General features: G+C 43.5%; 31 protein-coding genes and 1 tRNA gene. 11 read left to right on the top strand and 21 right to left on the bottom strand.

Translation table 11 applies throughout. From position 1 onward, the window contains the following. Positions 1-6: 6 nt before the first annotated feature. The gene (locus SOO65_RS00985) at positions 7-678 is read right to left on the bottom strand and encodes a hypothetical protein (protein WP_321395557.1); all 672 of its coding nucleotides are present in this window, start codon (positions 676-678) and stop codon (positions 7-9) included. 95 nt (positions 679-773) lie between these two features. Next, entirely contained in the window at positions 774-1,160 is a 387-nt protein-coding gene (locus SOO65_RS00980; protein WP_321395556.1) for a 4Fe-4S dicluster domain-containing protein, read from the bottom strand. A gap of 146 nt (positions 1,161-1,306) precedes the next feature. Here SOO65_RS00980 and icmF point away from each other — a divergent pair, with 146 nt between their 5' ends. Both icmF and SOO65_RS00970 read left to right on the top strand, forming a co-directional pair. Next, positions 1,307-4,462, top strand: a complete 3,156-nt coding sequence (gene icmF, locus SOO65_RS00975; RefSeq protein WP_321395554.1) for a fused isobutyryl-CoA mutase/GTPase IcmF — start codon at positions 1,307-1,309, stop codon at positions 4,460-4,462. Further along, positions 4,462-5,040, top strand: coding sequence for a cob(I)yrinic acid a,c-diamide adenosyltransferase (locus SOO65_RS00970; RefSeq protein ID WP_321395552.1), 579 nt, complete (start codon positions 4,462-4,464; stop codon positions 5,038-5,040). The genes icmF and SOO65_RS00970 overlap by 1 nt, the downstream gene beginning before the upstream one ends. Here SOO65_RS00970 and SOO65_RS00965 read toward each other — a convergent pair whose 3' ends face one another. Together SOO65_RS00965 and grxB are read right to left on the bottom strand one after the other, a co-directional pair. Then, positions 5,041-5,775, bottom strand: coding sequence for an FHA domain-containing protein (locus SOO65_RS00965; RefSeq protein ID WP_321395550.1), 735 nt, complete (start codon positions 5,773-5,775; stop codon positions 5,041-5,043). Between the two features lies 1 nt (position 5,776). After that, entirely contained in the window at positions 5,777-6,424 is a 648-nt protein-coding gene (grxB, locus tag SOO65_RS00960) for a glutaredoxin 2 (protein WP_321395548.1), read from the bottom strand. Between the two features lie 112 nt (positions 6,425-6,536). Here grxB and SOO65_RS00955 point away from each other — a divergent pair, with 112 nt between their 5' ends. After that, a complete protein-coding gene (locus SOO65_RS00955; protein WP_321395546.1) occupies positions 6,537-6,893 on the top strand; it encodes a HesB/IscA family protein in 357 nt (118 codons plus the stop codon). Positions 6,894-6,896: 3 nt separating this feature from the next. Next, entirely contained in the window at positions 6,897-8,429 is a 1,533-nt protein-coding gene (locus tag SOO65_RS00950) for a tetratricopeptide repeat protein (RefSeq protein WP_321395544.1), read from the top strand. On the opposite strand, the gene SOO65_RS00945 is transcribed toward SOO65_RS00950, so the two are convergent. The 3 genes from SOO65_RS00945 to SOO65_RS00935 all read right to left on the bottom strand — a co-directional run bounded on the left by SOO65_RS00945 (position 8,419) and on the right by SOO65_RS00935 (position 10,242). Further along, a complete protein-coding gene (locus SOO65_RS00945; protein ID WP_321395542.1) occupies positions 8,419-8,856 on the bottom strand; it encodes a GNAT family N-acetyltransferase in 438 nt (145 codons plus the stop codon). The genes SOO65_RS00950 and SOO65_RS00945 overlap by 11 nt on opposite strands. After that, positions 8,856-10,088 (bottom strand): aKG-HExxH-type peptide beta-hydroxylase, encoded by a 1,233-nt coding sequence (locus SOO65_RS00940; RefSeq protein WP_321395540.1) that lies wholly within the window; start codon positions 10,086-10,088, stop codon positions 8,856-8,858. Before SOO65_RS00940 ends, SOO65_RS00945 begins: the two co-directional genes overlap by 1 nt. Before the next feature lie 77 nt (positions 10,089-10,165). Beyond that, positions 10,166-10,242 (bottom strand) — tRNA-Asn (locus SOO65_RS00935). A 137-nt stretch (positions 10,243-10,379) separates the two neighbouring features. Between SOO65_RS00935 and SOO65_RS00930 the strand changes: the two genes are divergently transcribed. Further along, positions 10,380-10,874 (top strand): hypothetical protein, encoded by a 495-nt coding sequence (locus SOO65_RS00930; protein ID WP_321395538.1) that lies wholly within the window; start codon positions 10,380-10,382, stop codon positions 10,872-10,874. Here SOO65_RS00930 and SOO65_RS00925 read toward each other — a convergent pair. Continuing rightward, positions 10,871-11,899 (bottom strand): arginine N-succinyltransferase, encoded by a 1,029-nt coding sequence (locus SOO65_RS00925; protein WP_321395536.1) that lies wholly within the window; start codon positions 11,897-11,899, stop codon positions 10,871-10,873. The two genes, SOO65_RS00930 and SOO65_RS00925, sit on opposite strands and share 4 nt — an antisense overlap. Further along, positions 11,900-12,580 carry a hypothetical protein gene (locus SOO65_RS00920; RefSeq protein WP_321395534.1) on the bottom strand — a complete coding sequence of 227 codons (681 nt, stop codon included), beginning with the start codon at positions 12,578-12,580 and terminating at the stop codon, positions 11,900-11,902. It lies immediately after the preceding gene. A 63-nt stretch (positions 12,581-12,643) separates the two neighbouring features. On the opposite strand from SOO65_RS00920, the gene SOO65_RS00915 reads away from it, so the two are divergent. The 5 genes from SOO65_RS00915 to SOO65_RS00895 are packed head-to-tail and all read left to right on the top strand — an operon-like array spanning position 12,644 to position 16,421. Further along, the gene (locus SOO65_RS00915) at positions 12,644-13,300 is read left to right on the top strand and encodes a hypothetical protein (RefSeq protein WP_321395532.1); all 657 of its coding nucleotides are present in this window, start codon (positions 12,644-12,646) and stop codon (positions 13,298-13,300) included. Then, complete coding sequence (locus SOO65_RS00910) at positions 13,297-13,905, top strand: cyclic nucleotide-binding domain-containing protein (RefSeq protein ID WP_321395530.1); 609 nt, start codon at positions 13,297-13,299, stop codon at positions 13,903-13,905. The genes SOO65_RS00915 and SOO65_RS00910 overlap by 4 nt, the downstream gene beginning before the upstream one ends. Continuing rightward, entirely contained in the window at positions 13,906-14,934 is a 1,029-nt protein-coding gene (locus tag SOO65_RS00905) for an AI-2E family transporter (protein ID WP_321395528.1), read from the top strand. Next, positions 14,931-15,674 (top strand): outer membrane protein assembly factor BamD, encoded by a 744-nt coding sequence (locus SOO65_RS00900; RefSeq protein ID WP_321395525.1) that lies wholly within the window; start codon positions 14,931-14,933, stop codon positions 15,672-15,674. Before SOO65_RS00905 ends, SOO65_RS00900 begins: the two co-directional genes overlap by 4 nt. Positions 15,675-15,698: 24 nt before the next feature. Next, positions 15,699-16,421: a tetratricopeptide repeat protein gene (locus tag SOO65_RS00895; RefSeq protein ID WP_321395523.1), complete on the top strand. Its 723-nt coding sequence runs from the start codon at positions 15,699-15,701 to the stop codon at positions 16,419-16,421. A gap of 63 nt (positions 16,422-16,484) precedes the next feature. Here SOO65_RS00895 and fliW read toward each other — a convergent pair whose 3' ends face one another. The 12 genes from fliW to SOO65_RS00835 all read right to left on the bottom strand — a co-directional run bounded on the left by fliW (position 16,485) and on the right by SOO65_RS00835 (position 25,546). Further along, entirely contained in the window at positions 16,485-17,036 is a 552-nt protein-coding gene (gene fliW, locus SOO65_RS00890; RefSeq protein WP_321395521.1) for a flagellar assembly protein FliW, read from the bottom strand. 87 nt (positions 17,037-17,123) lie between these two features. Then, on the bottom strand, positions 17,124-17,354 hold the full coding sequence (gene csrA / locus SOO65_RS00885) for a carbon storage regulator CsrA (RefSeq protein WP_321395519.1): 231 nt from the start codon (positions 17,352-17,354) through the stop codon (positions 17,124-17,126). A 129-nt stretch (positions 17,355-17,483) separates the two neighbouring features. Then, positions 17,484-18,482: a flagellar hook-associated protein FlgL gene (flgL, locus tag SOO65_RS00880; protein ID WP_321395516.1), complete on the bottom strand. Its 999-nt coding sequence runs from the start codon at positions 18,480-18,482 to the stop codon at positions 17,484-17,486. A 7-nt stretch (positions 18,483-18,489) separates the two neighbouring features. Beyond that, the gene (gene flgK / locus SOO65_RS00875; RefSeq protein WP_321395513.1) at positions 18,490-19,956 is read right to left on the bottom strand and encodes a flagellar hook-associated protein FlgK; all 1,467 of its coding nucleotides are present in this window, start codon (positions 19,954-19,956) and stop codon (positions 18,490-18,492) included. Between the two features lie 17 nt (positions 19,957-19,973). Then, positions 19,974-20,477 (bottom strand): flagellar protein FlgN, encoded by a 504-nt coding sequence (locus SOO65_RS00870; protein WP_321395511.1) that lies wholly within the window; start codon positions 20,475-20,477, stop codon positions 19,974-19,976. A gap of 11 nt (positions 20,478-20,488) precedes the next feature. After that, positions 20,489-20,815 (bottom strand): flagellar biosynthesis anti-sigma factor FlgM, encoded by a 327-nt coding sequence (gene flgM / locus SOO65_RS00865; RefSeq protein WP_321395510.1) that lies wholly within the window; start codon positions 20,813-20,815, stop codon positions 20,489-20,491. Continuing rightward, positions 20,808-21,152, bottom strand: a complete 345-nt coding sequence (locus SOO65_RS00860) for a rod-binding protein (protein ID WP_321395508.1) — start codon at positions 21,150-21,152, stop codon at positions 20,808-20,810. The genes flgM and SOO65_RS00860 overlap by 8 nt, the downstream gene beginning before the upstream one ends. A 119-nt stretch (positions 21,153-21,271) precedes the next feature. After that, positions 21,272-22,273: a flagellar basal body P-ring protein FlgI gene (locus SOO65_RS00855; protein ID WP_321395506.1), complete on the bottom strand. Its 1,002-nt coding sequence runs from the start codon at positions 22,271-22,273 to the stop codon at positions 21,272-21,274. After that, positions 22,273-23,028, bottom strand: a complete 756-nt coding sequence (locus SOO65_RS00850; protein ID WP_321395504.1) for a flagellar basal body L-ring protein FlgH — start codon at positions 23,026-23,028, stop codon at positions 22,273-22,275. Before SOO65_RS00850 ends, SOO65_RS00855 begins: the two co-directional genes overlap by 1 nt. After that, a complete protein-coding gene (locus tag SOO65_RS00845; RefSeq protein ID WP_321395502.1) occupies positions 23,025-23,900 on the bottom strand; it encodes a flagella basal body P-ring formation protein FlgA in 876 nt (291 codons plus the stop codon). The genes SOO65_RS00850 and SOO65_RS00845 overlap by 4 nt, the downstream gene beginning before the upstream one ends. A gap of 2 nt (positions 23,901-23,902) precedes the next feature. After that, positions 23,903-24,688: a flagellar basal-body rod protein FlgG gene (flgG, locus tag SOO65_RS00840; protein ID WP_321395500.1), complete on the bottom strand. Its 786-nt coding sequence runs from the start codon at positions 24,686-24,688 to the stop codon at positions 23,903-23,905. A gap of 15 nt (positions 24,689-24,703) precedes the next feature. Beyond that, positions 24,704-25,546 (bottom strand): flagellar hook-basal body protein, encoded by an 843-nt coding sequence (locus tag SOO65_RS00835; RefSeq protein WP_321395498.1) that lies wholly within the window; start codon positions 25,544-25,546, stop codon positions 24,704-24,706. A gap of 191 nt (positions 25,547-25,737) precedes the next feature. Between SOO65_RS00835 and SOO65_RS00830 the strand changes: the two genes are divergently transcribed. Beyond that, on the top strand, positions 25,738-25,962 hold the full coding sequence (locus SOO65_RS00830) for an exodeoxyribonuclease VII small subunit (RefSeq protein WP_321395496.1): 225 nt from the start codon (positions 25,738-25,740) through the stop codon (positions 25,960-25,962). The last annotated feature ends 33 nt before the right edge of the window (positions 25,963-25,995 follow it).

The raw sequence follows: 25,995 nt of genomic DNA, 5'->3' as shown, positions 1-25,995 counted from the left end.
TCGTGGTTAAAATTCTACGATCCCTCTTAAAATTCCCTGATTCTCTCGACTGTCATTCCAACTGATCCCATATCCTGCTTGAAATCTAAGCTTTCTGTTTACTCGAACCGACACTTGCGGAATGGTGTTGATGTGAAGCTCTTTGTCGGTGAAGTAAAGTTTGTTATCGTTCTCAACTCCCACATGTATGTCATCAGAGACAGTGTAGAAAAGTGACAAATTTAAAATGCCCACATTGTGATCAACACTGTTTTCAATGCTGGCCGATCTCATTCCGCTAATTCCCACCAAGGAGAACGATTCACTTAGTTTGTAATCTACGACCAGGGTAAGACTATAATCATTGCGAGGTTTATGAAGTTGATCTTCAAAGATTCCCTGAACTCCCATCAGAAGCTCATTTTCTCTTTGATAAAAAGTATACTGAGATCCCCATTTGAGTGCTTGGATTTCGCCTTTTTCAATGGGAGTTTCAAGTTCAAATGACCAGCCATCTTTGAAAGCGTACTCCACTTCCGGACTCATCTGACCATTGGCAAGGATGAGAGAATTGATTTCGGTTTCTCCCTTTTTAGCATCTAGGCTCCGCATAAGATCGTAGACCATCGGTTCTGGGAAGCTGGTAGTTTCTGCGAAGGCACTGAATGAAAAAAGTATTAATAGAATAAAGTATTTCATGCAGCTAAGTGTGCATGAGGAAAGTTACGGGCCTATTACGGGTTGATTACAGATTGGTAAGACAAAAAAAGGCCCTCAGAGGAGGGCCTTATAGATTAGCCAGCGGCTTCTTCTTTAATTTTTGTGATCTCTTCTTCGCTCATATAAAGGCGAGAAGCGAGAGTTTCGTTACCCCAAGCAACGAATGCATCGTCGTGCTGATACATTGTGATTGTTTCCCAAGGGCAGTCCTGAGAACAGTTCTGACAACCAATACAACGAGCGAGATCGATCTCTACCGTCTGTTGGTAGCTAGGGTTCTTTGGATCTGGTCCTGGAACTAATTCAATTGAATCAACCGGACAGCCGGCAATACACACTTCACAGCCAGTACAACCAGACTGGTGAACAACTGCTAAGAGCTTAGGTGGTTTTTTACCTTTTCTCGGTGGCTTAAAGCGCGCCGTATGAAACGGGTTTTCGTATTTTACTTCGTCACTCATGAAGACTTCCTTAAACTTGCAATGAAGCCTATTATACACTCTGGGCCATAAGCTATAAAGCATTTCCTTATGGAAATTGGCCATATATACTGGGCCATGCTAAAGACTTGTTTTAAATAATATATATTTATATTAAGGATCTGTCTATGAATTCGAGAAAATTACGTTTTGTGACCGCCGGAAGTCTTTTCGACGGCCATGACGCTTCTATCAATATTATGCGTCGATTACTTCAGTCAAAAGGCGTCGAAGTCATTCACCTAGGTCACAACCGTTCGGCACTGGAAGTAGTGGAAGCAGCTTTATCAGAAGATGCTCACGCAGTTGCTCTGAGTTCTTATCAGGGTGGTCACATGGAATATTTCACTTACGTTCGTGAACTTCTTGATCAGAACGGTGGGAAAAATGTTCGTATCTTCGGCGGCGGCGGCGGCGTAATCACTCCTCCGGAAATTCAAGAATTACATAAACGTGGGATCACTCGTCTTTATCACCCGAATGATGGAACATCGCTTGGTCTTAACGGGATCATTGATGACATGATCGCAAAATGCGATTACTCAACTCTTGATGGCATTGATTTCAAGTCACTCTCTGGTAAAAAACTAACTCCTTACCAAATGGCAAAAGTGATTACCTTCATTGAAGATAATCGCGACGTGCCGTTTGATTTCAAACCGAAGAACGTTCCAGTTTTCGGTATCACAGGTACTGGTGGTGCTGGTAAATCATCACTTATCGATGAGCTTCTTCTTCGTTTCCACCGTTATTATTCGAATAAACGTGTGGCCCTGGTTTCAGTAGATCCTACGAAAAAGAAAAACCAAGGTGCTCTTCTTGGTGACCGTATTCGTCTTGGAGCTGCAGTTTATGAGAGCTTCTACGTTCGCTCGCTTGCGACTCGTGATTCATCGAATGAACTTTCTCCAGAGATCAGAAAAGTTGTGGATTTCTTAAAGTCGCAAGACTTCGATCTAGTCCTGGTTGAAACTTCTGGTATTGGTCAGGCCTCGGATGAAATTACAAAAGTAGCAGATAAAACTCTTTACGTGATGACTCCGGAGTATGGTGCTTCAACTCAGCTTGAAAAAATTGAGATGCTTGAAGTGGCCGATTTCATCGCGGTTAACAAATTTGAAAAACCTCGTTCAGAAGACGCTCTTCGTGACGTTCGTAAACAATACCGTCGTAACAAGCAGCTTTTCGCGGGTCACCCCGGTGCTCCAACCGATGATGAACTTCCAATCTTCGGAACCATGGCGTCTAAGTTTAACGATGTTGGCGTGAACGCTCTCTTTAAAGAAATCATCAAAGCGGTGAGCTTTGAGTACAATAAAGAGCTCGATATCATTCCAGCTGATCGCGCTTCGACTAAAAAACAATCAATCATTCCTGCCGGAAGCATTAACTATCTTCGCGACATCGCTTCGACAGTTAATTCTTACAACGAAAGAGCGGCCCAATCAGTTGAGAAGCTTCGTAAGTACGAAGCACTTGCTGAGGCCTCTAAGCTCGTTTCTGATTCAAAAGAACTAGTGACGAAGAAGGCCGAGCTTGAAACAGAACTTAAAGCTGAACTTGAAGAGATCGCGGCATTTGATAACGTGATCGATATGTATAAGAAAGGTGAATACACTTACGTTGTTCGTGGAAAAGACATTAAAGTTCCAACAAAGTATGTGTCACTTTCTCAGCAAGCAATTTCTAAAGTTGGTTTTCCTCGTCTTCATCACCCGTCGGCAAAACTTCAGTTCATTCGTTCACAAAACCTTCCTGGTTTTTATCCGTTTGCTGCTGGTGTGTTCCCGTTCAAGCGTGCGGATGAAGATCCAAAACGCCAGTTCGCGGGGGAAGGCGGACCAAAGCGTACCAACGCTCGTTTCCACTACCTTTCTAAGAACGACAATGCTAAACGCCTTTCAACTGCGTTTGATTCAGTTACTCTATACGGTGAAGATCCGCACAAGCGTCCAGATATCTACGGTAAAGTAGGTGAGTCTGGGGTATCGATTTGTAGGCTGGATGATATGATGGAACTTTATAAAGGTTTCGATCTTACTTCTCCATCAACATCAGTATCGATGACCATTAACGGTCCGGCTCCGATCATCCTGGCGATGTTCATGAACACGGCGATCAATCGTGCTCTTCCTGAAGCTGATCAAGAGACCTTGGAGAAGACAGTTGAGATCATGCGGCAGGTGCGTGGTACAGTTCAGGCCGATATCCTTAAAGAGGACCAAGCTCAGAACACGTGTATCTTCTCTCTAGAGTTCGCGCTTAAGATGATGGGTGACGTGCAGGAGTTCTTCTGCAAGCACAAAATCAAAAACTATTATACCGTTTCAATTTCTGGTTACCACATTGCTGAAGCGGGTGCGAACCCGATCACTCAATTGGCCCTGACTCTTTCTAACGGTTTCACTTACGTTGAGTACTACCTTTCTCGAGGTATGAAGATCGATGATTTCTGTGAAAACCTATCGTTCTTCTTCTCGAACGGTTTAGATCCTGAGTATACGGTCCTTGGACGTGTTGCTCGTAAGATCTGGGCAGTAACAATGAAAGAGAAGTACGGTGCTTCTGAGAAATCTCAGAAATTAAAGTACCACATTCAAACTTCTGGCCGCTCTCTTCACGCGCAGGAAATTGATTTCAACGATATTCGTACAACTCTTCAAGCGTTCCTGGCACTTTCGGACAACTGTAACTCACTTCACACGAATGCTTACGATGAAGCGATCACAACTCCGACTGAGGAATCAGTTCGTCGTGCTATGGCAATTCAACTTATCATCAACCGTGAGTACGGTTTGAATAAGACGGACAACCCACTTCAAGGTTCATACATTGTGGACGAGCTTTCTGATATCGTGGAAGCTGCCGTGCTAGCTGAGTTCGAAAGAATTTCGGACAAGGGTGGCGTACTTGGTGCCATGGAATCAATGTATCAGCGTGGGAAAATTCAAGAAGAGTCTCTTTACTACGAGACACTTAAAGACTCGGGAGAGTTCCCGATTATCGGCGTGAATACTTACCTTCCTGAAAAACAAGAAGAGTGGAAACCGATCGAGCTTTCTCGTGCCTCTGAAGCTGAGAAGAACGACCAGATTGACCGTCTTCATGCTTTCCAAAACCGTAACAAGGCCCGTTCAGCTGAATGCTTAAAGAAGCTTCGTGATTCGGCCCTGACTGGTGGAAATATTTTCGAGCAGCTTCTGACTGCTGTTCGTTACTGTAGCTTGGGCGAAATCACTTCTGTTCTTTATGAAGTGGGTGGCCGCTATAGAAGGAACATGTAGTGAAGAAGGCGAAGGTTTATACACGTACAGGTGACAAGGGCTCGACCGGACTTGTAAGTGGTAACAGGATCTCTAAGGCCGATTCTCGAATTGATCTTTATGGAGAACTTGATGAACTTAACTCTCGCGTGGGAGTTGGAGTTTCATACCTCGCCCTTGATGTTGAATTTAAAAATGTGGTGGATTTCCTCCACCACATTCAATCTGCAATTTTTGACTTGGGTTCCAACCTCGCTTGTGAGGTAGAAAACCGCGCGAAATACAATCTTCCGCAAATCTCAGACGAATATATCACTGATATCGAGCATGAAATTGATCGTATGGATGGTGATCTGGATCCACTTAAAAGTTTCATCCTTCCCGGTGGTACTCACGCTGCCGCCGCATTTCATGTGTGTCGTACAGGTGCCAGAAGTGTGGAAAGAAAGCTTATTCATTACTATGAAACGACTGGGGAAGAGCTTCCGAAAAATAGCGCTATTTTCCTGAATCGTTTATCAGACTATTTTTTCATTCTTTCTCGCTACATCAATAAGCACAAAGGTGTGGCCGAAATCGAATGGAAGCCCCGAAATTAATCACTGCTTTTTATAAAGATCTTCAATCCCTGTGATTTGCTCTCCAAGGGTAAAACGCATCTTCTTGAATGTAATAAAGAAGAAACTCACTGCAGACACAACTCCCGCGCCTAATAAAATGGCCGGAATGAGCTGCTTACTAAAAACAAAAATAGGAAAGACAAAAAAGAACACAATCAAGACCCCGTCAAACATGGTGGCGATGAGTGAGCGCATTTTATAACGGGCCCGAAGCTCGTGTTTATCGAGACGAATTTTACTTTTAGCTTTTAAGCGAAGGAAAACTTCTTTCTCATGTGAGGCCGCTTCCGCCGTCTTTTGAATTCTCTCGTGATATTGCTGGTTCTGGATTCGAGCGCCGGTGAAGTCCGCCTTAAGTGCATAATCGATACGATCTTTTTTAGGTCCGGGGAATGTCAGAATGTCCACTGAGTCCGGAGACATCTTATCTTCTTCAATTGTGATCAGGGTGTCACCGACACGAATCTGGTCTCCGATAAAGACCTCAGATTGTTCAATGCGAATACCATTGAGATAAGTGCCATTTTTTGAATCTTTATCTGTGAGTTCAAGACGATCGCGTTTGAGGAAGAATGAACAATGATTACCACTGATCTTTTCATCCTGGAGAGAAATCTGAGCGCTACGACTTCTACCGATGTTAACGGTAGTGTTCATCTCCATTGTGTGTTCGGATTGAACACCCTTTGATTTAATTTTGAAAACGACCTTCACTCTATCTCCAGAAATCTTCGTGGTAGTTAAACTCGCAAATACCCTTCACATTCTGCAGATACTTATGAAGACCTTCAGAGAACTGAAATTCCGGAACCACATAAAGTCCCCAGATGTGAGAGGCCAATAGAATATCATAGGCCGTGAATTTTTCTGAAAGATAAAAGGGCCTAAGATTTTTCTCGAGGACATCCAGTTCCTTCCGGATATTATCGGCAAACTGGGCCTGTTTTTTTACCAGGTCCTTAAAAGGACCGCGCTTCTGTTCCTTCTTTTTCTGGAAGTAAGCCCGCGAAGTCTCGTTAAACTCGGGAGTCCAAATCCAATATGGCATGGCAAGTGAATGTACGTCAGAACCTAGGCGCCCCAGGAGTGCCTCAAATTGTGGGTACTCCGGCGAGTTTTTCAGGTCGTTGATCTTGAGCTTATTTTCTTTATCAAGAAGAGCGATGATATCCAGGCTCTCGTTCATCGCCTTACCATCAATCTCCATAATCGGAAGCATCTTTACTCCGGTGAGCCTCACTGGTGTGGCCTCGTCATCGTAAGGCACGACTTTGGATTCGTAGGGAAGCTTCAAAAAGCCCGTTGCCATTCGAACCCGAACGCAAAATGGGCAGTGAACGTAGTGGTAGAGAGTGAGTTCCATATCTTCCTTAGTTGGGTTTCCTTTATTATATCGGTAAGTTATGGAAATTTAAAATACATGACTGCTATCGACGCGAGGCGCCCATTGTAATTGTGACCGTTTGGGAGTAAATATGAAGCTACAAGTGGAGAAATCTATGGAATCACTTATCGAAATTACTGATAAAGCTATTCAACAAATTCAACATATCGCTAAAACTGATAACCCTGATGGTAAGAAGGGCCTTCGTCTGGCCGTTACCGGTGGTGGTTGTTCAGGACTTTCTTATAAGATCGAATTCTCAGACCAAAAAGAAAAAGACAATGTTCTTACTTTTGGAGAAGTGAAAGTTTTGATCGATCCAAAATCTGTGATCTACCTTAAAGGGATCGTTTTGGATTTCAAAGATGGTCTTAACGGCAAAGGTTTTTCATTCGATAACCCGAATGCGAAGAACACTTGCGGTTGCGGTGAATCTTTCTCAATCTAATTTATGCTTAATCAATACCGTTTTCATGCGGGCCAGTTCAGCGTTCCTTTAATCGAATTAAAGTTAACGGGTGATGATGTAGAAACTTTTCTACAAACTCAATCGACTTTCGACGTAAGTAAACTTGAACCACACAGCTTTCACCTCGCGAGCTTCCTTGATCCTCAAGGACGAGTGGAGTGTTATGGCTGGATCCTAAAAGATAAAACGGAATTTAGTTTCTTGGCACCTGAGCTTATTCTGGATCAGACGATTGCTCGTCTGAACAAGTTCTTGATCTCAGAAGACGTGACCATCTCTGATCCACATAAGACTGAGATTTTGGTTATCATCGGTCCTCGCGCCCATGAACATGTCTCGACCAAAAAATTTAAAGGCGAGATCTTTGGGGAAGAAGCGTTTATCCAATTCTCTTCTCCGGTAGCTCATTTAAATATTCTCGATTCTCATCAAGTTGAAACCTGGCGCGGACTGACTGGTTGGCCGAGTTTTGATGGATCAGATTACTCTCATCAAATCATTAATAACCTTCGCCTCTTCGATCTTTCGGTGGTGATGAACAAGGGTTGTTATCCTGGACAGGAAACAGTTTCTAAAATTGCCACGAGAAGAGGAGCTGCTTACAGTCCTGTTCTGGTAGAAGTTTCAGAAATGTTAAACCCCGGTGAGATTGAAAGTTTTGAAAAGAAAATCGGAACTGCTCACAAATGCCTTACGTGGGAAGGAAAGTTTTATCTCGCTTCGGATCTTTTAAGAGATTTTCGAGTGGCAGGCATGAAACTTCATTTCAAGCTTAACGGAAAAGAGCATGATGGTTTTGTTCGTTACTATCCGCTCATTTCTGGCAGCTCTGAAGAAAAGTCTCGTGAACTTTTCTATGCTGGTTCTGAATACTTCATGCGTGATGATTATAAGACCGCGGAAGAGAAGTTCCGTATGGCCATTGAGCTAGATCCAAAATTTGGTGATGCCTATGAAAGTCTGGGCGTGATGCTGGGTCGCCTGGATCGTTATCCTGAGGCGATTGCAATCATGCAGAAGCTCTCGGAAGTTGATCCGACTTCAGTTCTTGCTCACACCAATATGTCTCTCTTCTTAATGAAGATGGGAAAAATTCAAGAAGCAGAAGAGCAGAAGTCACAAGCGACCATTAAGTCTTTCCAAATGTTCGGAGCTGAGGCGAAGAATAAGGAAGTGGAAGAGGCCCGTAAAAAGGCCCAGCAAAATGAATGGGCGCAACGTGAATCAATGTTCGAACAAGTTCTGGAAATCGATCCTGAGGACACTCTCGCCAATTACGGACTGGGTTCTATCGCCGTTGAAAGAGGTGATTGGGAAAAGGCCCGCAATCATCTTGAGAAAGTTCTGGCAGCTGATCCTAAGTACTCGGTGGCATATCTTGCTCTAGGGCGTGCTCTAAAAGGTCTTGGTTTGGTTGAGGAAGCTAAGAAAATCTGGAAGGAAGGGATTCAGGTCTCGGCCGCGAAGGGTGATCTCATGCCGGCCAATCAAATGCAGCAGGAACTTAACTTTTAATTTTCACAAACAGATCTGAGTCTTGTTGATAACCCAGCTTTTTAAGAAGTTTCTGGGCGGCCTGATTTTTCTCCGGGGCATAAACTTCAATTTTATTCAGCTGAAGCTTAGTGAAGGCAATGTCTTCAATTGCTTTGAGGGCCCGTTCTCCAAAACCTTTCTGGCGATGCGATTCAAGAATTTTGCATTCCACCAGACCACTCTGCAATTCCCCACGACGAATGTTCATCACACTCACGTTACCCAGGAGCTCGCCCTCAGCGGTCTTCACGATATACACGTAAGACGAATCACTATTGGATTGATTGTTCATCATATCCAGAAAGAAATTGAAGGTCCCTTGAGTTAAAGGCAGAGGAGCAAGAATGGTTTTCCATTCTTCGAAGTGTTTAGATGAAATAGGTTCAAGAACTAAGTTTTCGTTCATTATTTAGCGAAGTCTTTGCGGGCCTTGTTCAAAGTTGCTTTCAAATCTTTCAGATCTTTCTTATGCGTTTTAAGTTTCTTCTCCCAAGTTGGAATCAGGCGCTTAAATCGGTTAAGTTCTTTCTGTTGCTCAAGTATCAGGTTCCAACCAGTGTCTTTAATCAGACCCTGCTTGCGCGCCCATTTAAGCTCTTCGAAAGTGTAGTTCAACATGTGAAACTCTTCCACGGCACGCCAGATCATCTTCTCTTTTTCAGTCTTGCTAAAGAGATACCAAATTGAGTCAACTTCTTTTGCTTTCGCTAAATCAGCAAACAATTTGAAGGCCCAGAAGAAAGTGAAGTAAGCGTGATACACACCACGAAGCGGACGAAGAGTTCTTCTCCACGGAGAGTAGTAGATGTTATCCACTGGCTCATCGATGAGTTTCCCCAGATTTAAATAATAGTTCAGGTGGTGGTGACCATTTTCATGCAGAAGATCGTCCATCAGATCCACGAAGTCGCGGTGATAAAGATTAATCATCGAGTAGCCCGGAAGATCCTGGTGAGAGTAACTCACGAGTTGTTCCTGCTTAATCGGAATAATCACATCTGTGAAGGCCTGGAATCTTTCCCACGAAGAAGGAGAGAATTTCTTAATGAGCTTAAGTGCTACTTCAATTCGCTGAGAGAAAAGTTTCATCTCTTTCAGACTCTGAGTCATGAGACGAAGTTCTTTGCCTTCAAGATGAAGAGTCGTTTCAAGAAGCTTCAGGGTCTTTTTATTTTTAACGTATTCGCCAAGAGAAGTCTGCGCGCGATAAGCAGCAGATGTCTTGGTTGATTTTAGAATATGTTTTTCCGCAAGTGCCACGAGATGCTTATCAAAAACTTTCAATGTGGTCTGAGAGGCCTTGCCGAGAATCTGTCCACGGTTCAAAGTTTTTAAGAACACATCAGCGAACTCACTGTTGTTCCATCTCTCAAAAACCATCTCTTCATGCGGACCAAAATCTTCTTTTCCAAGATTAGCTTCTTGAGCATTGAAAAAATTGTGAGTGTCAATCAACGTGAGAAAATGCCAATTGAAGGTACTGAACTCTTTTAACTCATCTGCATGGTGATCTAACCAATCAGAGAGTGAGCTTTCAGGAAGTTTCTTCATCGTCTTAAGAGACTTAGAGAGATCCTTCTTATATTTGGCCTTTAAACGTGACTTTAGTTTTGAGTATTGAGGAGTCGTGAAAATCATATGTGAACGCACTTTACTGGAAAATGACTCTGCTGTTTATCAAAAAAATGTAGTGGATTTTTGTGCTCGAAAATAAGTGGCTGGGAAGGAGAGATTCGAACTCTCGACCAACAGATTAACAGTCTGCTGCGCTAACCAACTGCGCCACTTCCCAACTTATCTACCTAAAAGGTTTGTAATTTATAAACTTCCTAGGATTTTTTGTCCAGTATTTTTGGCAGTGAAATCGTTTAGATTATTTTGCTCAAGTTTTAGGAGTTCTTGACCGATACAGTCAAAAAAGGACCGTCCTTGTCAAAATCCTCCTTCGTCCTTCGTGCTCTGAAGATTTTAGGGCTAGAAGAGATGCTAAAACTCTCAGAAGTCCTGCATGTTAAGCAGGTTCCGCTCAAAAAAGCAGCGGGCGAGGAGCTTATTGTCTGGGATGATGAACCTGTTCAAAAACCGGTCCATAGGACCGTCTCTGCCCCGACCCCAGGGCCCCAAACTGAGGCCCGGGTCTTAAACTTCCCTAAAAAAACCATTACGGATTTGGCCCCTCAGGTTGAAGAAGACAAACCGGAAGATGCTAAGACCGAAGAATCAACATTTTTAAGTTCTGAGATCGTGCTGTGGCAACGTGAGATTGCCCGCAGTACCGATACTGCTGTCCATAAGCTCGATGCTTTCAAGGGATACAATAAGGCCACTGAAATGTACGTGGTGAAAACTCCCTCAGTCGACGGAAAAGACAAGATTCGTTTCGCTGAAACGAACGGTGTTCTCATCAATAAAAAACAGGCCTAGTTAAACGGAATGGCAGTTACCTTCTGAGGAAGAGTAATTCCCAAATCTTTCACCAATTGTGGATCGATTGAAAGTTGTCCGTCTCCATGCACTTGAATCATCGTTCTGAACGCGAAGAAATCATGCTCAGGATGCTCAAGTGAAAGAATCACTTCCTTGGCCTTAGAAACATCAAAGCTCTTATTAGTGATGAGTAGGCCCGAGAGTTTTTCTTTGATTGGCTTAATGTCTTTCAGAGGACAGCGATAGTGAGGGCCGCCATCGAATGGATCAACTTCAAAAGTGTATTTGAAGCCAATTGATTCGAGCATTTTCTTAACCGGTTCAGTCTCTTTACCCACTTTACCAATCGACTCACGAGCTTCCATGGGAAGAAGGGTCTGATAAATATTTTCTGATGGGAAAAGGCTGAGAATGAATTCTTTGTTGTTTCGAGAGAGGACGTCGGCTTCATGATAATGCATGTTCATGAATCTTCTACCTACGGCCTCCCATAGAGGAGAATTTCCATTTTTATCAAACGGAGGCATGAGTTCCGAGTGAACCATGGGCTTAAAGCGCTCTGGTGAAGCGGCCATATAAAGGAAACGCACGAATGAAAGTTGTTTTCCTAGCTTCTCTTTGTGACCACGGAAATCCGGATTTAAGATCAGTCCGCCAATCTCAGTTGGACCGTGGAAATCCAGACCCAGCTTTAAAGTTCCGTGAACGAAACCAGTATTGATAGTTTGAGAAAACTTGGCCTCTTGGCCCACCGTTAAATAGAAGTGTGGCTCTTGTTCAGTTCCGTGTTGGGCGTGAATCATTGAGCAACCAAGGATTTCTCCTGTCTCAGAATCTTCCAGAACGAAAATATAGTAATTCTTAAATAGTTCTGAGCTTGGATTTTTGAAACTCTTCATCGAGCTTTCAATCTTAGAGCTAATGAGTTCCTCATCGGCCGGAAGATTAATGAAAGTCATGATCATACTAAGTTTATAAAGATCTTTTAGGTCATCTGCATGGACCGATCTCAAAATGAACATCTAGAACTCCTGCTGGATTGTCGCTTCCAGTTTTTCTAATGCTGACAGGGGGAATGACCATGGTAGCACTAGAAGGTACGAATTTTCGAGGTCTGAACCAAAAAATCCGAAAGATTCAAGCTTCTTAGCTTGTTTTGGAAGGGGATAGAAACCTGGAGAATCTGTCCCGTTTAAGAGAGCTTTACCTTGGAGAAGGGTATGAAGTCGAGAGTGAAAACGGGTCCATTTCCCTTGTGTACCCCAAAGTTCAGGACTCAACGCATAATGAAGCCAGTAAGGCATTGTATGCTGATGAAGCTCCTGGGTAACTTCAACGTTTAGCGCCTCTTTTGAAACCACCGCCGCTCCCAAAGGCGAAAAATCAATAATGCCTTGGGCCGCTTCACTTTGAAGAAACTTATAAACATTGGCCGGAGTGCCAACGATCTTGGTGTGGATATGCGGGTATTTTAATTCTGCTGATTTTAGATCTTTAAAACAATCATAGTACCAACCAGGAATTTCTACTTGAGAAACCTCCCGCGAAGGGTCATGTTCAAACTGCAATTGGGCCCAGATTACTTTCGGTGGAACAATCGTCACGATGGGGGCCTTTTCGTTTAAATCAAAGCGGGACTCATCCATCTTGTTTTGGCGTAATAATCGCTCCGAAAATTCCGTCTCTATGGGCTTCAGTGTCATTCGATCCTTCGAACTGTATTTCTTGATTTATTTCCTGTGCTCAAGGGATAATACCCTGACTTTTTGGAGGATACTACTATCGAAGACACGTTGAAAACAGTTGAGGCCCTATATGTTCAGAAGGACTATGCGAATGCCCTTAAAACATTAGAGGCAAATAAGTCTAAGATCTCCTCTGGGCTCTGGCATTACAACATGGGCACTGTCTATGCTGGCATGAGAGAGTTTGGAAAAGCTCGCTTTCATCTTTTACAAGCTGAGCGTGAAGGTTTCATTTCAAAAGAATCAGAGCAAAATCTAGAGTTGGTTGAAAAAGAATTGGAGACAACTCGATTAGAAAAGCCCCTTGCCTGGAGTGATTACGCCGTACGTGGTGCGATGATTGCTTCGGAAGGAATTCTGAGTACTCTCGCTTTGTTCGTTTTGATCGCGGGCATGGTTGGTGTGCTGAAGAAAAAATCCCTTTCAGCTTTTGCTGCTCTCACTGTATTTGTTCTCTTGATTGTTGGTTTGGATTTCTGGATCAACTCTTGGCCCCTGGCAGTTGTCAGTGCACCTCAAGGAATTCAAGACGGTCCTTCAGCGATTTTTCCGACTCGTGAAGAATTGCCAGCAGGAGTTTTGGTGCTTGCCACTCATCAAGGTGAATGGAGAAAAATTCTTTATCCTTCTCGCTATCAGGGTTGGATTAAAAATACCGGTCTAGAGGAACTCAAATGAGTTACGAAAAAGAAGTCATGGAAAAAATGTCTCGAGGTGAATCCACTGGTGATCGTCTAGAAATTCCTATTCTTAAGTATCTTTGGGACGCAAGTCCTCTCTCGTTCTTGGCGAAAGAGAGCTATCACGATTTTTTTAAGAAGGTATCAGTTCTTAACTCATTCTCAGACAATGAGGTGAGACTCTTTACTAAGTTTTTACATCGCCGCGAATTCATGACCAACGAAGTGATCTTCAAGCAAGGTGACTCGGGTTATGGTTTCTATTTTATTTTTTCCGGCTCGGTCAATATTCACGCCAACTTTGGCACGCAGACTGAAGACATGGGTGACTTTGTCATTCGTCTGGAGAAACGTCAGTACTTTGGTGAGATGGGTCTCCTGGAAGAGTTCAATCGCAGAAGTGCGACAGTTGTGGCGGCAGAAAATACGGTGCTCCTTGGGATCTTTAAACCAGACCTTGAGCGCATGCTGGAACTTTATCCGGTATTGGGTGCAAAGTTTCTACGTGAAACTGCACTCATCATGGCCAATCGCATGGGGCAACTTACTCGTGAGATCGTGATGCTTAAAAAGAAAGTCAAAGAATTAGAGCAACGTGGATAGATGAAACGAAATCAAAAGATAAAACTCTATTTATTTTTAGCGATGTTTGCCGGTGCGGTGATCTTCGCCATTTTATTTCCCCGTCTGACTCTGCCTTTTGGTTTTGCTTATATCTTATATCTCATGGCAAAGCCGTTCACCGTGAAACTCACCACCGGTAGTAAGAAGCAGCGATTTATTTATTTCTGTATCATGCTGGTAGGTGTGTCGTTCATGTTCTTTCCGCTCTTCGCCACCCTCTACAATATGGACACGGACTTCGGAAAATTTTCTGCTCAGTTACCTGAGGCCCAGAAAATTCTTCAGGACAAGGTCTTTGGCTTGAAGGTGAAGGTGTTTGATCAATTCGGATTTAAATTGAAATTAGATCCAGTCAATTACGTCATGGCGAAGATTGAAAGTCAGGGTGCGGATTTTCTCAATCATATTCCTGATTACTTGTCCGCCATGTTTGAGTGGATGCTTCTCGTTCCTCTTTTCCTCTGGTTCTTCTTTATGGAGAGTCGAAAATTTAGTCAGGGACTTTTGGAGGCGATTCCAAATCCGATCTTTGAAAAAAGTTATGTGCTCTTTTCTCAGTTCAACACCAAGTTTGGTGAATACATCATCGCCAAATTTATCGAGGCCACAATTCTTGGTACATTGGTGACTCTTGGACTATTGATTGTGGGATTTCCTTATCCATTTATTTTAGGATTTGTGGCAGGTGTGACCAATATCTTGCCTTATATCGGTCCCGTCATTGGATTTGTGCCGGCTTTTTTCATCGCGCTTCTTTCAAAAGATCCGAATGTATCTATGCTTGGGATGGTAGTGATCTACACATTGGCCAATCTGATTGATATGATCCTGGTGTTCCCGCTACTCGTGTCGAAAATTGTAAATCTTCACCCGATAGTGGTGGTTGTGAGCATTATTATCGGTTCTCAGCTTGGGGGAATCGTGGGAATGATCGTGATTATTCCCTTTATTGCGTTTTTTAAGTTACTCTTTAAGGAAATCTACAAGGATTTATCGGTCCAGCTATGAGAAATATTGTTTTTATCGTTCTAATCGTTTTATTGGCCTCTTGTTCTTCGGACAAACCTAAGGGCAAAACAGAAGCAGAAATTCTTTATAAGGAAGCTGAGGAGCTTATGGGCGCTGAACGCTACATCCTCGCGACTGAGAAACTGAATTTGATTAAGACTCAGCACCCTTATTCGTTTTACGCCACTCCAGCGGAACTTCTTCAAGCGGACATCCTGTATCTTCAAGAGAACTATATTGAATCCGCAGCGGCCTATTTGTTGTTCCGTGATTTCCACCCTCGTCATGAGAAAATTCCATACGTGGTGTTTAAGATCGCTGAATCTTACTATAAACAAATTCCAGATACGATTGACCGCGATCTCGAGCCCGCACTTGAATCTTTGAAGTACTACGATGAAGTCATTCAGAAGTACGGCGACTCAAGTTATCGAACTGAGGCCGAGCAGAAAATTGTGAAAGCAAAAACCATGCTTCGTGAGAAAGATCAGTATATCGCCGATTTTTATTTCAAGACTAAAGAGTTCTCGGCCGCTCGTTACTGGTACTTAGACATTCTGGAAAATCACCAGGACGAAAAAACCAGAAATCACGCAATGGTGAGAACAATTCTAGCTACTTCCAAGCTTAAAGAGTGGCAACCATGTCTAGAATACGTGGAAAAGTTTTACTCATCGATTGATAAACAGAGTCAAAAAGAAATAAAATCAGCTAAAGACGAATGTCAGAAACACCTTTAAGACCTGGAGACAGCTTTGGAAAATGTGAAACTTAGCGATCTATTGAAAAAAGCCAAAGATGCCTTCCAAAAAAATGATCTTAAAACTGCCAGTCTTTTTCTAAACGAAATCATCGAACAGAATCCAAACGCTACAGAAGCGTTTTTCTACCTCGCTAACGTGTTTCACGTAAGAGGCGAGCTAGGGAAGGCGATTAAGGCCTTCAGTCGCGTGCTGGAACTTGATCCTCACCACACGGACGCTGCGATTTCACTTTCAGTAATATACAACGATATCGGCAAATACGAAGAGGCCAAGGCGATCTTCGAGAAGGCCAATAATCAGGTTAAAAATACTCAGCAACAGGGTCTTTCGGATCCTCACCTGAATAAGAAGTTCTCGCTTAAGCACTATGAGCTGGCCGAAATGTACGCTTCATATGGCCGCGTGGACGAAGCTCTATTCGAATACAACAAAGCGATCACGCTAGATCCGGATAATCTTGAAATCAGAATCAAAGTTGCTAAGACTTATACTAAGAAAGGATTCACTTCTAAGGCGTTTGAAGAGCTTAAGCGCTTAAAGAACGAGCAGCCTGGTTATATGCCAGCAAGAATTGCTCTTGGTCTTCTTTTCTACGGTAACGGAAACATCATTGAGGCCCAAGCTGAGTGGCAGAACGTGCTTTCACGTGAGCCGAATCATCCTGAGGCCACCATGTACATTTCTCTCTCGAGAAGTGCTACGGAAACCACGGTTAATCTTTAAATTAAAGCCAAAAAAAAGCCCTCTTTCGAGGGCTTTTTTATTTTAGTACTGATTGTGAGCTAATTAAGCTTCTAGAGTGCGAGAAATCGAAGTTGTGTTCGATTTAAGGTCACCAGTTTCAAGCGCAATGCTTGGCTCGTACGAAGTACGGCGAGCATCGTCTGAAGAGAAGTTCACGATGAAAGTTTTAAGTTCTTTGTACATCTCATGCTTCACTGAAAGCTTAGAATCCTGAAGAACGATCTGCTTACCAACCTTCTTAGTCGAGTTGATTACAACTGGAGCTTTAAGGTTTGCTGACATTTCTGTCACGTTCGCTGGGATCGTTAAGATAGAATAAAGCTTAGCTGTTTGAAGAGACTCAAGTTCAAGGCCATTCAGATCAGCTGGAAGAAGTTTTGCGATATAATCTGGCTTGAAAATCTTTGGTTCGATGATTGGAAATGCAACTTTCTCATCCTCAGTAGACTGAAGCCATAGAATCAGAGTGCTATCACCTGGATCAACAACGAAGTATTTTTTTAGATTTTCAAAACCGAGAAGACCTTCAGCAAAGGTAACGATATCATTTGGATTAACTTCAAGTTCCCCAAATCTAGTGGTTTTGACTTTCACGGATTCCTCCAAAATGAAATGGTAAGGTATTCTTACCATAGCACTATGATGGTATCAGTCAAACGAATAAATGAGCAAGGAGGAAAATTATTTCTTCTTGAGCTCTTCACCTAGGCGCGCGATGTCAGACATGCTGGCTTGAACTGCCTCAGTGTTCTGATCTTGGATGGCCTGATAGACCTCTTCGCGGTGAATCTTAGTTTCTTTAGGCGCTTTAATGCCCAGGCGTACTTGCTTGCCTTTTATTTGCACCACAACAATCTTGATATTATCGTCGATTGCAATGCTCTCTCCTAGCTTCCTTGTCAGAACCAGCATGGTTGATCCTTGTCTTTCGTGTCAAGAATATGACTAACTCAATAAAGTTTTGTTGCGTGTGATTTATTACAGAATGGTGGGGAAATGCAAGATAATTTCACTCAAAAGTTAAGAAATTGTAAGATTTTCTTACTTCAGGAAGTCCATCAGGCTTGTATTCATCAAATTTGAGCTCGCTCTATAGGTTGCCTTAAGGACGTTTTGCTCTTTTTGAAGGTCCGCGAACAGTTCGGTAACATCAGCATCTTCAATCTTACTTTTATGGGCCTCGTTTAATAGTTTCGTTTTCTCAATATTGCCTTCGGCATTACTAATTGTGTTGGTTAGGGCCCCGATCTCCGTACGGTAAGTCACCACGCGCTCAATGCTGTCATCCAGACGCTCAAGGAGTCCCTGGATCACTTGCGGGTTATCGGTAAGGAGTGCGTTCTCAAGGGAGCGAAGCTCATCAAAGATGGTGGCCTGCACTTCTTGCGGCTCAGGATTAATGCTTGCTGGTTTTCTCATCACAGCAGTTTCTGGATTGAGATCCGGCGATTCAATTTTTAAATCAACATCAGAGCGCTCAGCGGGCTTTTTCATCTTAGAGTAGAAAAGCTCCTGGCCCGTGATATTGATCGGAACGTAAACGTCCTTATTGATCTCGATATTCACTTTGTTTTTATCGCCGTGATATTTCCCTTCCATGTCGAAAGGACGAGTCAGAACTTTCTGACCGGCGAAGAGATACCTGTTCCCCATGCGCTTGTTAGCGAGAGAGAGAACCTGCTGACGAATCTGGTGAATTTCTTTCGCCACACCCTGGCGGATTTCCGCAGAGTAGATCGACGAAGCTTGTCCTACTGATAGTTCTTTTGCTTTTACCAGAAGATCAGTCATCTCTTCCAGAATGTTTTCTGTGAATGAGAGTTGGGTCTGGGCGAAGTTTAAGTTACGAAGATATTGATCGGCATCGATATTTTGCGAACGAATAGCGAGTAGATCCACGTTACCAACGGGATCATCAGAAGGCTTCGACACTCTTTTAAGAGTCGAACCTTTCAGTTGCAAATCTTCCACCTTGCCCTTGGTTTTACCTACGGCATAGTTGATGGAACTGACTGAACTGTTTTCTGAAACTCTACTCATACATTACCTATCCAAGTAGTCCTAAAACAGCCTTAAACATTTCATCTGAAGCTCTGATAACTTTAGCAGAAGCTTCGTAAGCATTCTGGTAGCGAACCATGTTCGCCGCCTCTTCATCCAGAGACACACCCGCCAGACGTTCTTTGAAAGATTTCGCCTGAGCAAGGATCCCGTGAGATTGCTCTTCATCAATTTTTGATTTACCGGCCTGAAGACCGATGTTACCAACTGACTTTAAATATTGTTCTTCAAAAGTCGTGGTACCAGCACCGAGAACTTTTTCGTGCTGAAGTTTTGAGACCGCAAGTGCCACACGGTTATCACCGGGCTTGTTGGCCTCAAGGGCAGCGGCGATATTATTAACGTCTGCTTCGATTTCATCTGAGATAGAGATGTACTCAGCAGCACGTTTTAGATCGAGTGGTTCTTTAAAGAAGTTAATTCCGGTTACTTGCTTTTGAGCGGCATTTGGAATCGGATTACCTTCAGCATCTACAGGCACCGGGTGGTTAGCGAAACCACGGCGGTGAATGGCGTTGGTCGCAAGCACAAGTCCGTGAGCAAGCTCGTCTACCTGTTTCTCAAGACCCACGATTTCATCATTACGAGTTTTGATCTGAGCACCAAGTGTTCCGCCCTTGATCTTGTCCGTCATCGGTACACCCGGACGGTTGGCAAAGAAGACCTGAATGTCACCTTTATCTGCAGAAGTCTGGCCCTCTGGAACTGTTGTTCCAACGGCCAGGTCTTGCGAGATACCACCAGAAACGATTGAACCCACACCTTCGATACCAACAATGAATTGGCCCTTGTTGTCGGTGTAAGTTGAAATAGGGAAGAACTCAGCAAGAGTTCTTAGAGCACGGTCACGCTGATCGCGAAGATCATTGGCCATACTTCCCGTTACTTCCTGGATGTTAATTTCTTTATTGAGTTTAGCGATGCTCTTTGTGAGAAGGTTCACTTCATCTACAGTCAAAGCAACTTTTTTATTGATGCTGGCACGAACGTCATCCAGGTTTTTCTGAATGCGGTGGAAGTCACCAACGACGATCTTCGCGTTCTCTTTAACCACGTTACGAACAGTTTCGTTTTCCGGCTGGTTAGAAAGTTCACGGAACGAGTTGAAGAAACGGTTCAAAACCTTGTTCATGCCTTCTGAGTTGATCTCGTTGAAGATTTCTTCTACGTGACCAAGCTGAAGGGTTCTTTCTTCATTAAATTTGTGACCGGTAATTGAATTGTTGAGCTTCTTCTCAACCAGCTCATCGTGCGAACGTTTGATACTTTGGATTTCAACCCCGGTACCAAGAACGTAATCGCCTTCGCCAAGAGTTGGGCTCGTCTCCATTCTTACTTCCTGACGGGAGTATCCATCAGTATTGGCATTGGCAATGTTATGCGACGTCGTCGACATGGCCGACTTCGCCGTAAACAATCCAGATTTTCCAATATTCAGTAAGTCAGCACCCAAATGAGACCCCTGTACCTTTATCTATTGAGCGAACGGGTAAGTCCGTCTGCTCCGTACGTGGAATAAGTTTTCTTCCCGGTGAAACCTTGTTTGATTTCACGAAGAGAAAGCATGGCTTTATTTAAGAACTGCTGGTTCTTCTTATTTTGTTCCTGAATCTTTTGAACGATGTCGATCAAAAGTGAGTTCAGGTTTTTAAGAGCTGGGATTGCATTCTGCCCATCAATTTCAGCATAGGCAGCAAGTAGGTCACTGGCCTTCACGATCTTGGTCGCGAAAAGACCTGTGTTGTTTAATTGTTCGATAAGTTCTGTACGATCTTTTTCAAGCTCACCGATCTTAGTGATGATTTCATCCTTAAGCGGAAGCATGGTTTCAAGCTTATCAATGTCGCTGGCAAGGAGAGTGAGGTACTCTTCGCAAGTCAGGTCATAAAGCTCTTTATGAAGTTGGCAGAAACCTTCCCACACCGCTAATACGCGCTGGAAGTAGAGTTTCTTCTCGTTCAGACGATTATCCATCATCGTTCCTTTTAAAACTCAGATGTAAGGATTTTGTCAGCTAGACCGTCGTAATCGATTTCGTATGAACCGGCCGCGATTTGAGCTTTTAGACGGGCGATCTTTTCAGAGTTGTCCGTCTCAGGAGCACTCATGGCAGCTTTCTTGATACGAGCGAAATCCTTAACACCATCACCGATGTTAACTTTCGCGTCTGTTGCAGTTTTTTCTGTTAGTTCAGTAGCACGTTCCATACTGTTACGTTGAGGAGCGTCCACTTTACCGCTTTGTTTTGTAGACTCGGCTTGAGCACTTCTGCTACGAGGAAAAAAGGCTGATCGTGTGTCGATGCTACTCATTTGTATTCTCCTTCGTCATTCCTTGACGAATTGCCGGCTGTGCATTCTTCAAATAGTGTTTCATATGCTGTGGCACAATCTGATCGAGGATGACTTTCTTCACTCCAAGACCACTGTCTGATTTTGCCATAGTTTGTGCTCTTTCGTAATCCAGCAAAGAATTGTAGTACTCCATTGCCGACGAATCAGGAGTCTCTTTAGGCACAGTCTTTCTCATTTCTGCCAGCATATGCGAAGTGAAGCTGGTTTCCATGCCTTCAGCGATGTCTTGATACGGTTTTACAGGATTGTTTCTTTGAGCGGTAGCTAAGGCTTGTGCCTGAGGGTTGATTTTCACTCTTACCATCCTGGTTTTCGGACCTCATCATCCTGATGAGATTCTTCTTACAGTGTAGCATTTTTAGAGAGGGGGGTGTTAGCGAAAAACACCCCTAGGAAAATAGTTCCCTGTCGGGATTAGATCAGTTCGATTTCAGCTAACAGCGAGCCGTTCTGCTTTAGGGCCTGGAAGATTGAGATCAGGTCTTCCGGCTTAGTTCCTAGTGCATTCAAGGCCTTAACGAGGTCATTAATGGTCGTCGTTTGTTCCATCATTTGGATTGATCCGGCCTTACCTGAGCCTTCAGCTCCGCCTTTAACTTCCACTACCAGGTCACCATGGCTGATGGCCGAGCGCTTAAGCACAATGTCCCCACCGGCCACCAAAGTACCAGTACGTTCATTGATTACGATCTTCGCCGGGGCGTCCGCGATAACTTTGAAGTTTTCGATATTGGCGATGAGTTCAACCACTTTTCTTTCGTAGTAGTTCGGGATGATCACATCAATTGTGGTGGCATCTGAAGCTGTAGCGTATTTACCACCTAGCTCCTGGTTGATCGTTCTTTCAACTCGGGCAGCAGTTGTAAAGTCCGGGTTGTGAAGTGCCATACGGATGGCCTTTTTATCATTGAAAGAAGTTTCGAGTTCTTTTTCGATTGTTCCACCTTCAGGAATACGGGCAGTCGTCGCGAGCTTTTTACCTTTCTCAAGACCACCGATTGAAAGTGAACCATTGGCAACAGCGTAGATCTGACCGTCACCACCTTTAAGTGGAGTTACAAGAAGAGTACCACCGGCCAGTGAAGAAGCATCGCCGATGGAAGATACTGTCACGTCCAGGTGTTGACCCAAACGACCAAAGGCCGGAAGCTTTGCAGTCACGATAACGGCAGCAACGTTTTTACTGGTGACTTCTTTCTGAGGATTAAGTCCAAGAGTCTGGAACATTTTTTTAAGAGACGTATTCGTGATCTCACCACCACCGTCACCAGTGCCGTTAAGACCAATCACCAGACCGTAACCAATCAGTGCGTTTTCACGGACACCTTTGATGGTCACTAGATCTTTAATGCGGCTACTTGATGCCATTGCCGGTACTGAAAGAGCACAAAGCAAGAGAGGAAGAAGCTTTAACATTAGTTGTCCCTTAGTATGTAAACGCGTGACTCATGAAGCTTGTCAGAGTTCACGTAATCATTTTCCATGATGTCTTTTCTTGAGACAAGAGCTTGGACTTCGATGGATCTTTTTTCCTTCTTAAAGATGACTTCTTTGCGGGCACTCACGATGATGTAATCTTTGTTGAGTTCCTCAGTCACAGTACCTGAAATCTTGTCGTAAACTTTTAAATCTGTCTCGTTATCAGCTGGATTTGTGGGAGCTGCTGCGGCCGCTGGAGCATCAGACTTCTTCCCATCGTCCTTTCCTTTTCTAGGCTTGTCAGGAAATGTGCGCTTTAATTCAGATGAAATCTGATTACGTAAATTTTCTAATACGTTAATGATCACCATATCACCGGTGTGCTTATCGTTGTGATAAGTGAAAAGAGAGGCATTTGAACCTTGATTGGCCCAAAGACTTCCGTCTTCATCATTGTCGACAAAGTCATTCGCTTTATAACGTTGCGGGCGGTATTCACGCTTCACCGGAGGTGCCACGCGGCCCGAAGGTCCACCATCACTTAAGCTATAAGTGACCGGGTTTTTAATTGGTCTTTTGTCTGTGTCAGTACGCCACTTTTCCTTCTCGCGGTAAGCGTAATAAGGATCACGTTTGGCCTTTTCCTGACGTTTAACTACTTTCTCATCGTTGTCCAATTGACGATGAATGTTGTTCACGAAATTCGCGCAAGAAACGAGGGTAGAGAGAATGAGTAAAAGAATAATTTTCATAGTTCCACTAATACTTTGTTAATATCTACAACTTTACCTTGGTATTTTTTATTTTTCTGAGGGTGAAACACTTCTACAACTTCGCCAAGTGTTCCGTTACTGCGGCTGATGCCATCAGTTTTGATTCTTACAAGACTGTTCTCAATCACCACTTCTGTTTTAAGACCGGCCTTCACGAGATTAATGGCGTTAAGGTCAGACATCTTCAGAAGTTCTCCCGTTTTAACCGGTTTGTTGAGCTTGTAAAATTTCAGATTATCAAGATTAGTAATGAGATCAGTATGAGGGATAGACTCTACATACTCTTCTTTTAACACGTCCTTCGGAACGTCCGCAAAAGCAGGCATAAAAGATGTTAAACGATAGGCCTTAACCATCTTCTTAAAGTCGGCACGCACAGTAAGTGTGCGGTTATTGCCATCAAAACCCATGTGGTTCACGTTCAAGGGTTGGCCGGTTCCATATAAGCAGCCGATACACTGAACCTCAAGTCTGTCTCCCGGAGCAAGAGCGATAAAGTTCTGGGCATTGATCGCTTCAGAAGATTTCATTTGAACGCCTGGAGGAAGAATCAATTGATCGCGAACGATTTGTTTAAATTGCTGGATCTGAATCACAGATGGCTCAATTCTCACGTCCTGATTTTTAATTCGGAACATGGTCACTAATTGAGGTGCCGTTATTTTCCCTTCTACTGAACCCAGAATTTGTGTGATTTCATTCACAGTTTCTTCCGGACAGTTCTGATGATGAATGGCAGAACGAAGATCAGCGTTATCTCCGATGATCACCAGATGATGAGGTAGCGCCATCTCACAAGCGAGAGCGATACCACTAAATAGAAGAGAGGCGAGAATTAAAACTAATTTCATACTTATCTAACGTTGTTGATGGTTTGAAGCATCTGATCCGCTACACCCATTACTTTTGAGTTCATCTCATAAGCACGTTGGGCCTTAATCAAATCTGTCATTTCATTCATTACGTTTACGTTGGAGGCCTCAATCGCCCCTTGCATAAGAATGCCGGAACCATTTTCACCGGCGACGTTTTGAATCGCCTGACCACTACCTGCAGTAGCAGCTAAAAGGTTTCCACCATCAGAGCGAAGACCAGTCGGGTTCACGAATGTGAAAACTGGAACTTGCCCAAGATTAATCGGCTCAACTGAATCACGAGTGAAGGCCTCTACAGTGCCGTTCTCTGCAATATTGATACGCATGATGTTTGGTGGAACAACAATTCCCGGGAACACACGGTGGCCCGCGCGAGTCACGAGATTACCCTGAGCATCGACGTTAAATGAGCCGTCACGAGTGTATTTTAGTTCGCCGTTTGGAGCGACTACACCCATAAACCCTTCACCATTGATCATAAGATCATAAGGGTTGTTGGTCATTTGAGGTGAACCTTGCGAATGAATTTTACGAGTGGCCGAAACGCGTGCACCTGAACCAACCTGGTGACCCACATTGTATTCAGTATTACCAGAAGACTTCGCCCCTGCTTCTTGAACAGTTTCATACAGAAGATCATCAAATTCCGTACGGGCCTTCTTAAAGCCAGTCGTGTTAACGTTCGCGATGTTGTTAGAAATCGTGTTAACGTTTGATTCCTGAGCTGCCATTCCAGTTGCTGATGTGTGGAGTGCGCGAATCATATATGATCTCTCCTATTAAAATTTACCAATGTCGTTGGCCGCTTTCCCTGAAATACTGTCGTAAGTATTGATGGCCTTCTGAATGGACTCAAAGTGACGGTGAGCTTTAATCAGCTCCGACATTTCTTCGATGGCATTCACGTTAGACCCTTCCAGGAAACCTTGGTTCACGGTGGTTTTTATATTGGTTCTATTAATGTTTGTTTCATCCGGAGTGATGTAAAGAGAGTTACCTTCTTTACGAAGTGCGTGCTTGTCCTGGAATTCTACAACCGAGAGTTTTCCCACCACACCATCACGAGTTAGAACTTCACCGTCTTGATTGATTGTGAGTTTCATGTTGGTTGGAACACGTAGAATGCGATCTTCCGGTTTAGGAAAGCTTTCCGCCGCTGCCGGTTCACGAAGGGCCTCATTAGAAACGTTAAGAGAGCTCAAAACCTTAAAGCCCTGATCTGTTACCAATTCACCTTCACGACTTAATGAGAGGTTTCCTTTACGAGTGAAACGCACACCAGTGGGAGTCAGAACTTCTAGAAATCCATCACCTTGTAGACCCACATCGAGCGGGTTACTGGTTGGAGTTAATTGACCTTGTTCAAAAATAGTGAAACTTCCATCAACTGCCACCATGGCGTTCTCAACACCTTGAGTGTGATAGAAATCCGCAGGAGAAAATTCTTTGCGAGGAATGTCGATATCTTCCACACCCTGAGTGAGTGCAGTGAGATGTTCTTTAAAGACAAGTTGATCTTTCTTAAAGCCAACAGTGTTAGCGTTCGCCACATTGTTAGCAATCGTTTCAACTTTGCGCTGTTGGGCCACTTGCCCTGATAACGGCACCCAAATATTTTTCAATCAGACTCCTTTATCCTGATGGAGTGGGCGAAAAATGCCCTCGTAGGCAAATTTTAGCAACCTATGTGCCAGAAACCTAGCATAGGCAATTTAGTCCGCACGTTCTAACATCGCGGAAACTTGTCGAAGTTCGTCTCTTCATGAGAAGATGAAGGCCAATGTAAGTGTCAAAACGACAACAGGATCATGGAATGGAAACCAAAAACAGCACCACTTTGGACTTTGAGACCTCTTTAAAAGAGCTTGAGAAGATTGTCCGAGAATTAGAGTCGGGAGATGTGAACCTAGATCAAAGCTTGAAACGTTTTGAACAAGGAATCGAGCTTTATCGTAAATGTCGTTCGACCCTGGAAAATGCCGAGAAGAAAATTAAAATCCTGAGCGATAGTCTCAAAGAATTAGAATATAAAGAGTAATTCTTTCATTAAATCCATTTTCCCTTAAAATAA

It is taken from the genome of Peredibacter starrii (genome assembly GCF_034259205.1).
Classification (GTDB): domain Bacteria; phylum Bdellovibrionota; class Bacteriovoracia; order Bacteriovoracales; family Bacteriovoracaceae; genus Peredibacter; species Peredibacter starrii.
The sequence above is the reverse complement of the archived record's forward strand: the minus strand, read 5'-3'. Positions and strand labels throughout refer to the sequence as shown.

Bases quoted from the DNA above. Each gene is read 5' to 3' on its own strand.
- SOO65_RS00925 (WP_321395536.1), bottom strand. From the start codon at position 11,899: ATGTTCATTTTGAGATCGGTCCATGCAGATGACCTAAAAGATCTTTAT.
- SOO65_RS00855 (WP_321395506.1), bottom strand. From the start codon at position 22,273: ATGTTAAAGCTTCTTCCTCTCTTGCTTTGTGCTCTTTCAGTACCGGCA.
- grxB (WP_321395548.1), bottom strand. From the start codon at position 6,424: ATGGAACTCACTCTCTACCACTACGTTCACTGCCCATTTTGCGTTCGG.
- SOO65_RS00985 (WP_321395557.1), bottom strand. From the start codon at position 678: ATGAAATACTTTATTCTATTAATACTTTTTTCATTCAGTGCCTTCGCA.
- flgL (WP_321395516.1), bottom strand. From the start codon at position 18,482: ATGAGTAGAGTTTCAGAAAACAGTTCAGTCAGTTCCATCAACTATGCC.
- csrA (WP_321395519.1), bottom strand. From the start codon at position 17,354: ATGCTGGTTCTGACAAGGAAGCTAGGAGAGAGCATTGCAATCGACGAT.
- SOO65_RS00900 (WP_321395525.1), top strand. From the start codon at position 14,931: ATGAGAAATATTGTTTTTATCGTTCTAATCGTTTTATTGGCCTCTTGT.
- SOO65_RS00955 (WP_321395546.1), top strand. From the start codon at position 6,537: ATGAAGCTACAAGTGGAGAAATCTATGGAATCACTTATCGAAATTACT.
- SOO65_RS00950 (WP_321395544.1), top strand. From the start codon at position 6,897: ATGCTTAATCAATACCGTTTTCATGCGGGCCAGTTCAGCGTTCCTTTA.
- SOO65_RS00920 (WP_321395534.1), bottom strand. From the start codon at position 12,580: ATGACACTGAAGCCCATAGAGACGGAATTTTCGGAGCGATTATTACGC.
- icmF (WP_321395554.1), top strand. From the start codon at position 1,307: ATGAATTCGAGAAAATTACGTTTTGTGACCGCCGGAAGTCTTTTCGAC.
- SOO65_RS00940 (WP_321395540.1), bottom strand. From the start codon at position 10,088: ATGATTTTCACGACTCCTCAATACTCAAAACTAAAGTCACGTTTAAAG.
- SOO65_RS00910 (WP_321395530.1), top strand. From the start codon at position 13,297: ATGAGTTACGAAAAAGAAGTCATGGAAAAAATGTCTCGAGGTGAATCC.
- SOO65_RS00850 (WP_321395504.1), bottom strand. From the start codon at position 23,028: ATGAAAATTATTCTTTTACTCATTCTCTCTACCCTCGTTTCTTGCGCG.
- SOO65_RS00945 (WP_321395542.1), bottom strand. From the start codon at position 8,856: ATGAACGAAAACTTAGTTCTTGAACCTATTTCATCTAAACACTTCGAA.
- flgG (WP_321395500.1), bottom strand. From the start codon at position 24,688: ATGATTCGCGCACTCCACACATCAGCAACTGGAATGGCAGCTCAGGAA.
- SOO65_RS00980 (WP_321395556.1), bottom strand. From the start codon at position 1,160: ATGAGTGACGAAGTAAAATACGAAAACCCGTTTCATACGGCGCGCTTT.
- SOO65_RS00905 (WP_321395528.1), top strand. From the start codon at position 13,906: ATGAAACGAAATCAAAAGATAAAACTCTATTTATTTTTAGCGATGTTT.
- SOO65_RS00845 (WP_321395502.1), bottom strand. From the start codon at position 23,900: ATGAAATTAGTTTTAATTCTCGCCTCTCTTCTATTTAGTGGTATCGCT.
- flgM (WP_321395510.1), bottom strand. From the start codon at position 20,815: ATGAGTAGCATCGACACACGATCAGCCTTTTTTCCTCGTAGCAGAAGT.
- SOO65_RS00830 (WP_321395496.1), top strand. From the start codon at position 25,738: ATGGAAACCAAAAACAGCACCACTTTGGACTTTGAGACCTCTTTAAAA.
- SOO65_RS00870 (WP_321395511.1), bottom strand. From the start codon at position 20,477: ATGGATAATCGTCTGAACGAGAAGAAACTCTACTTCCAGCGCGTATTA.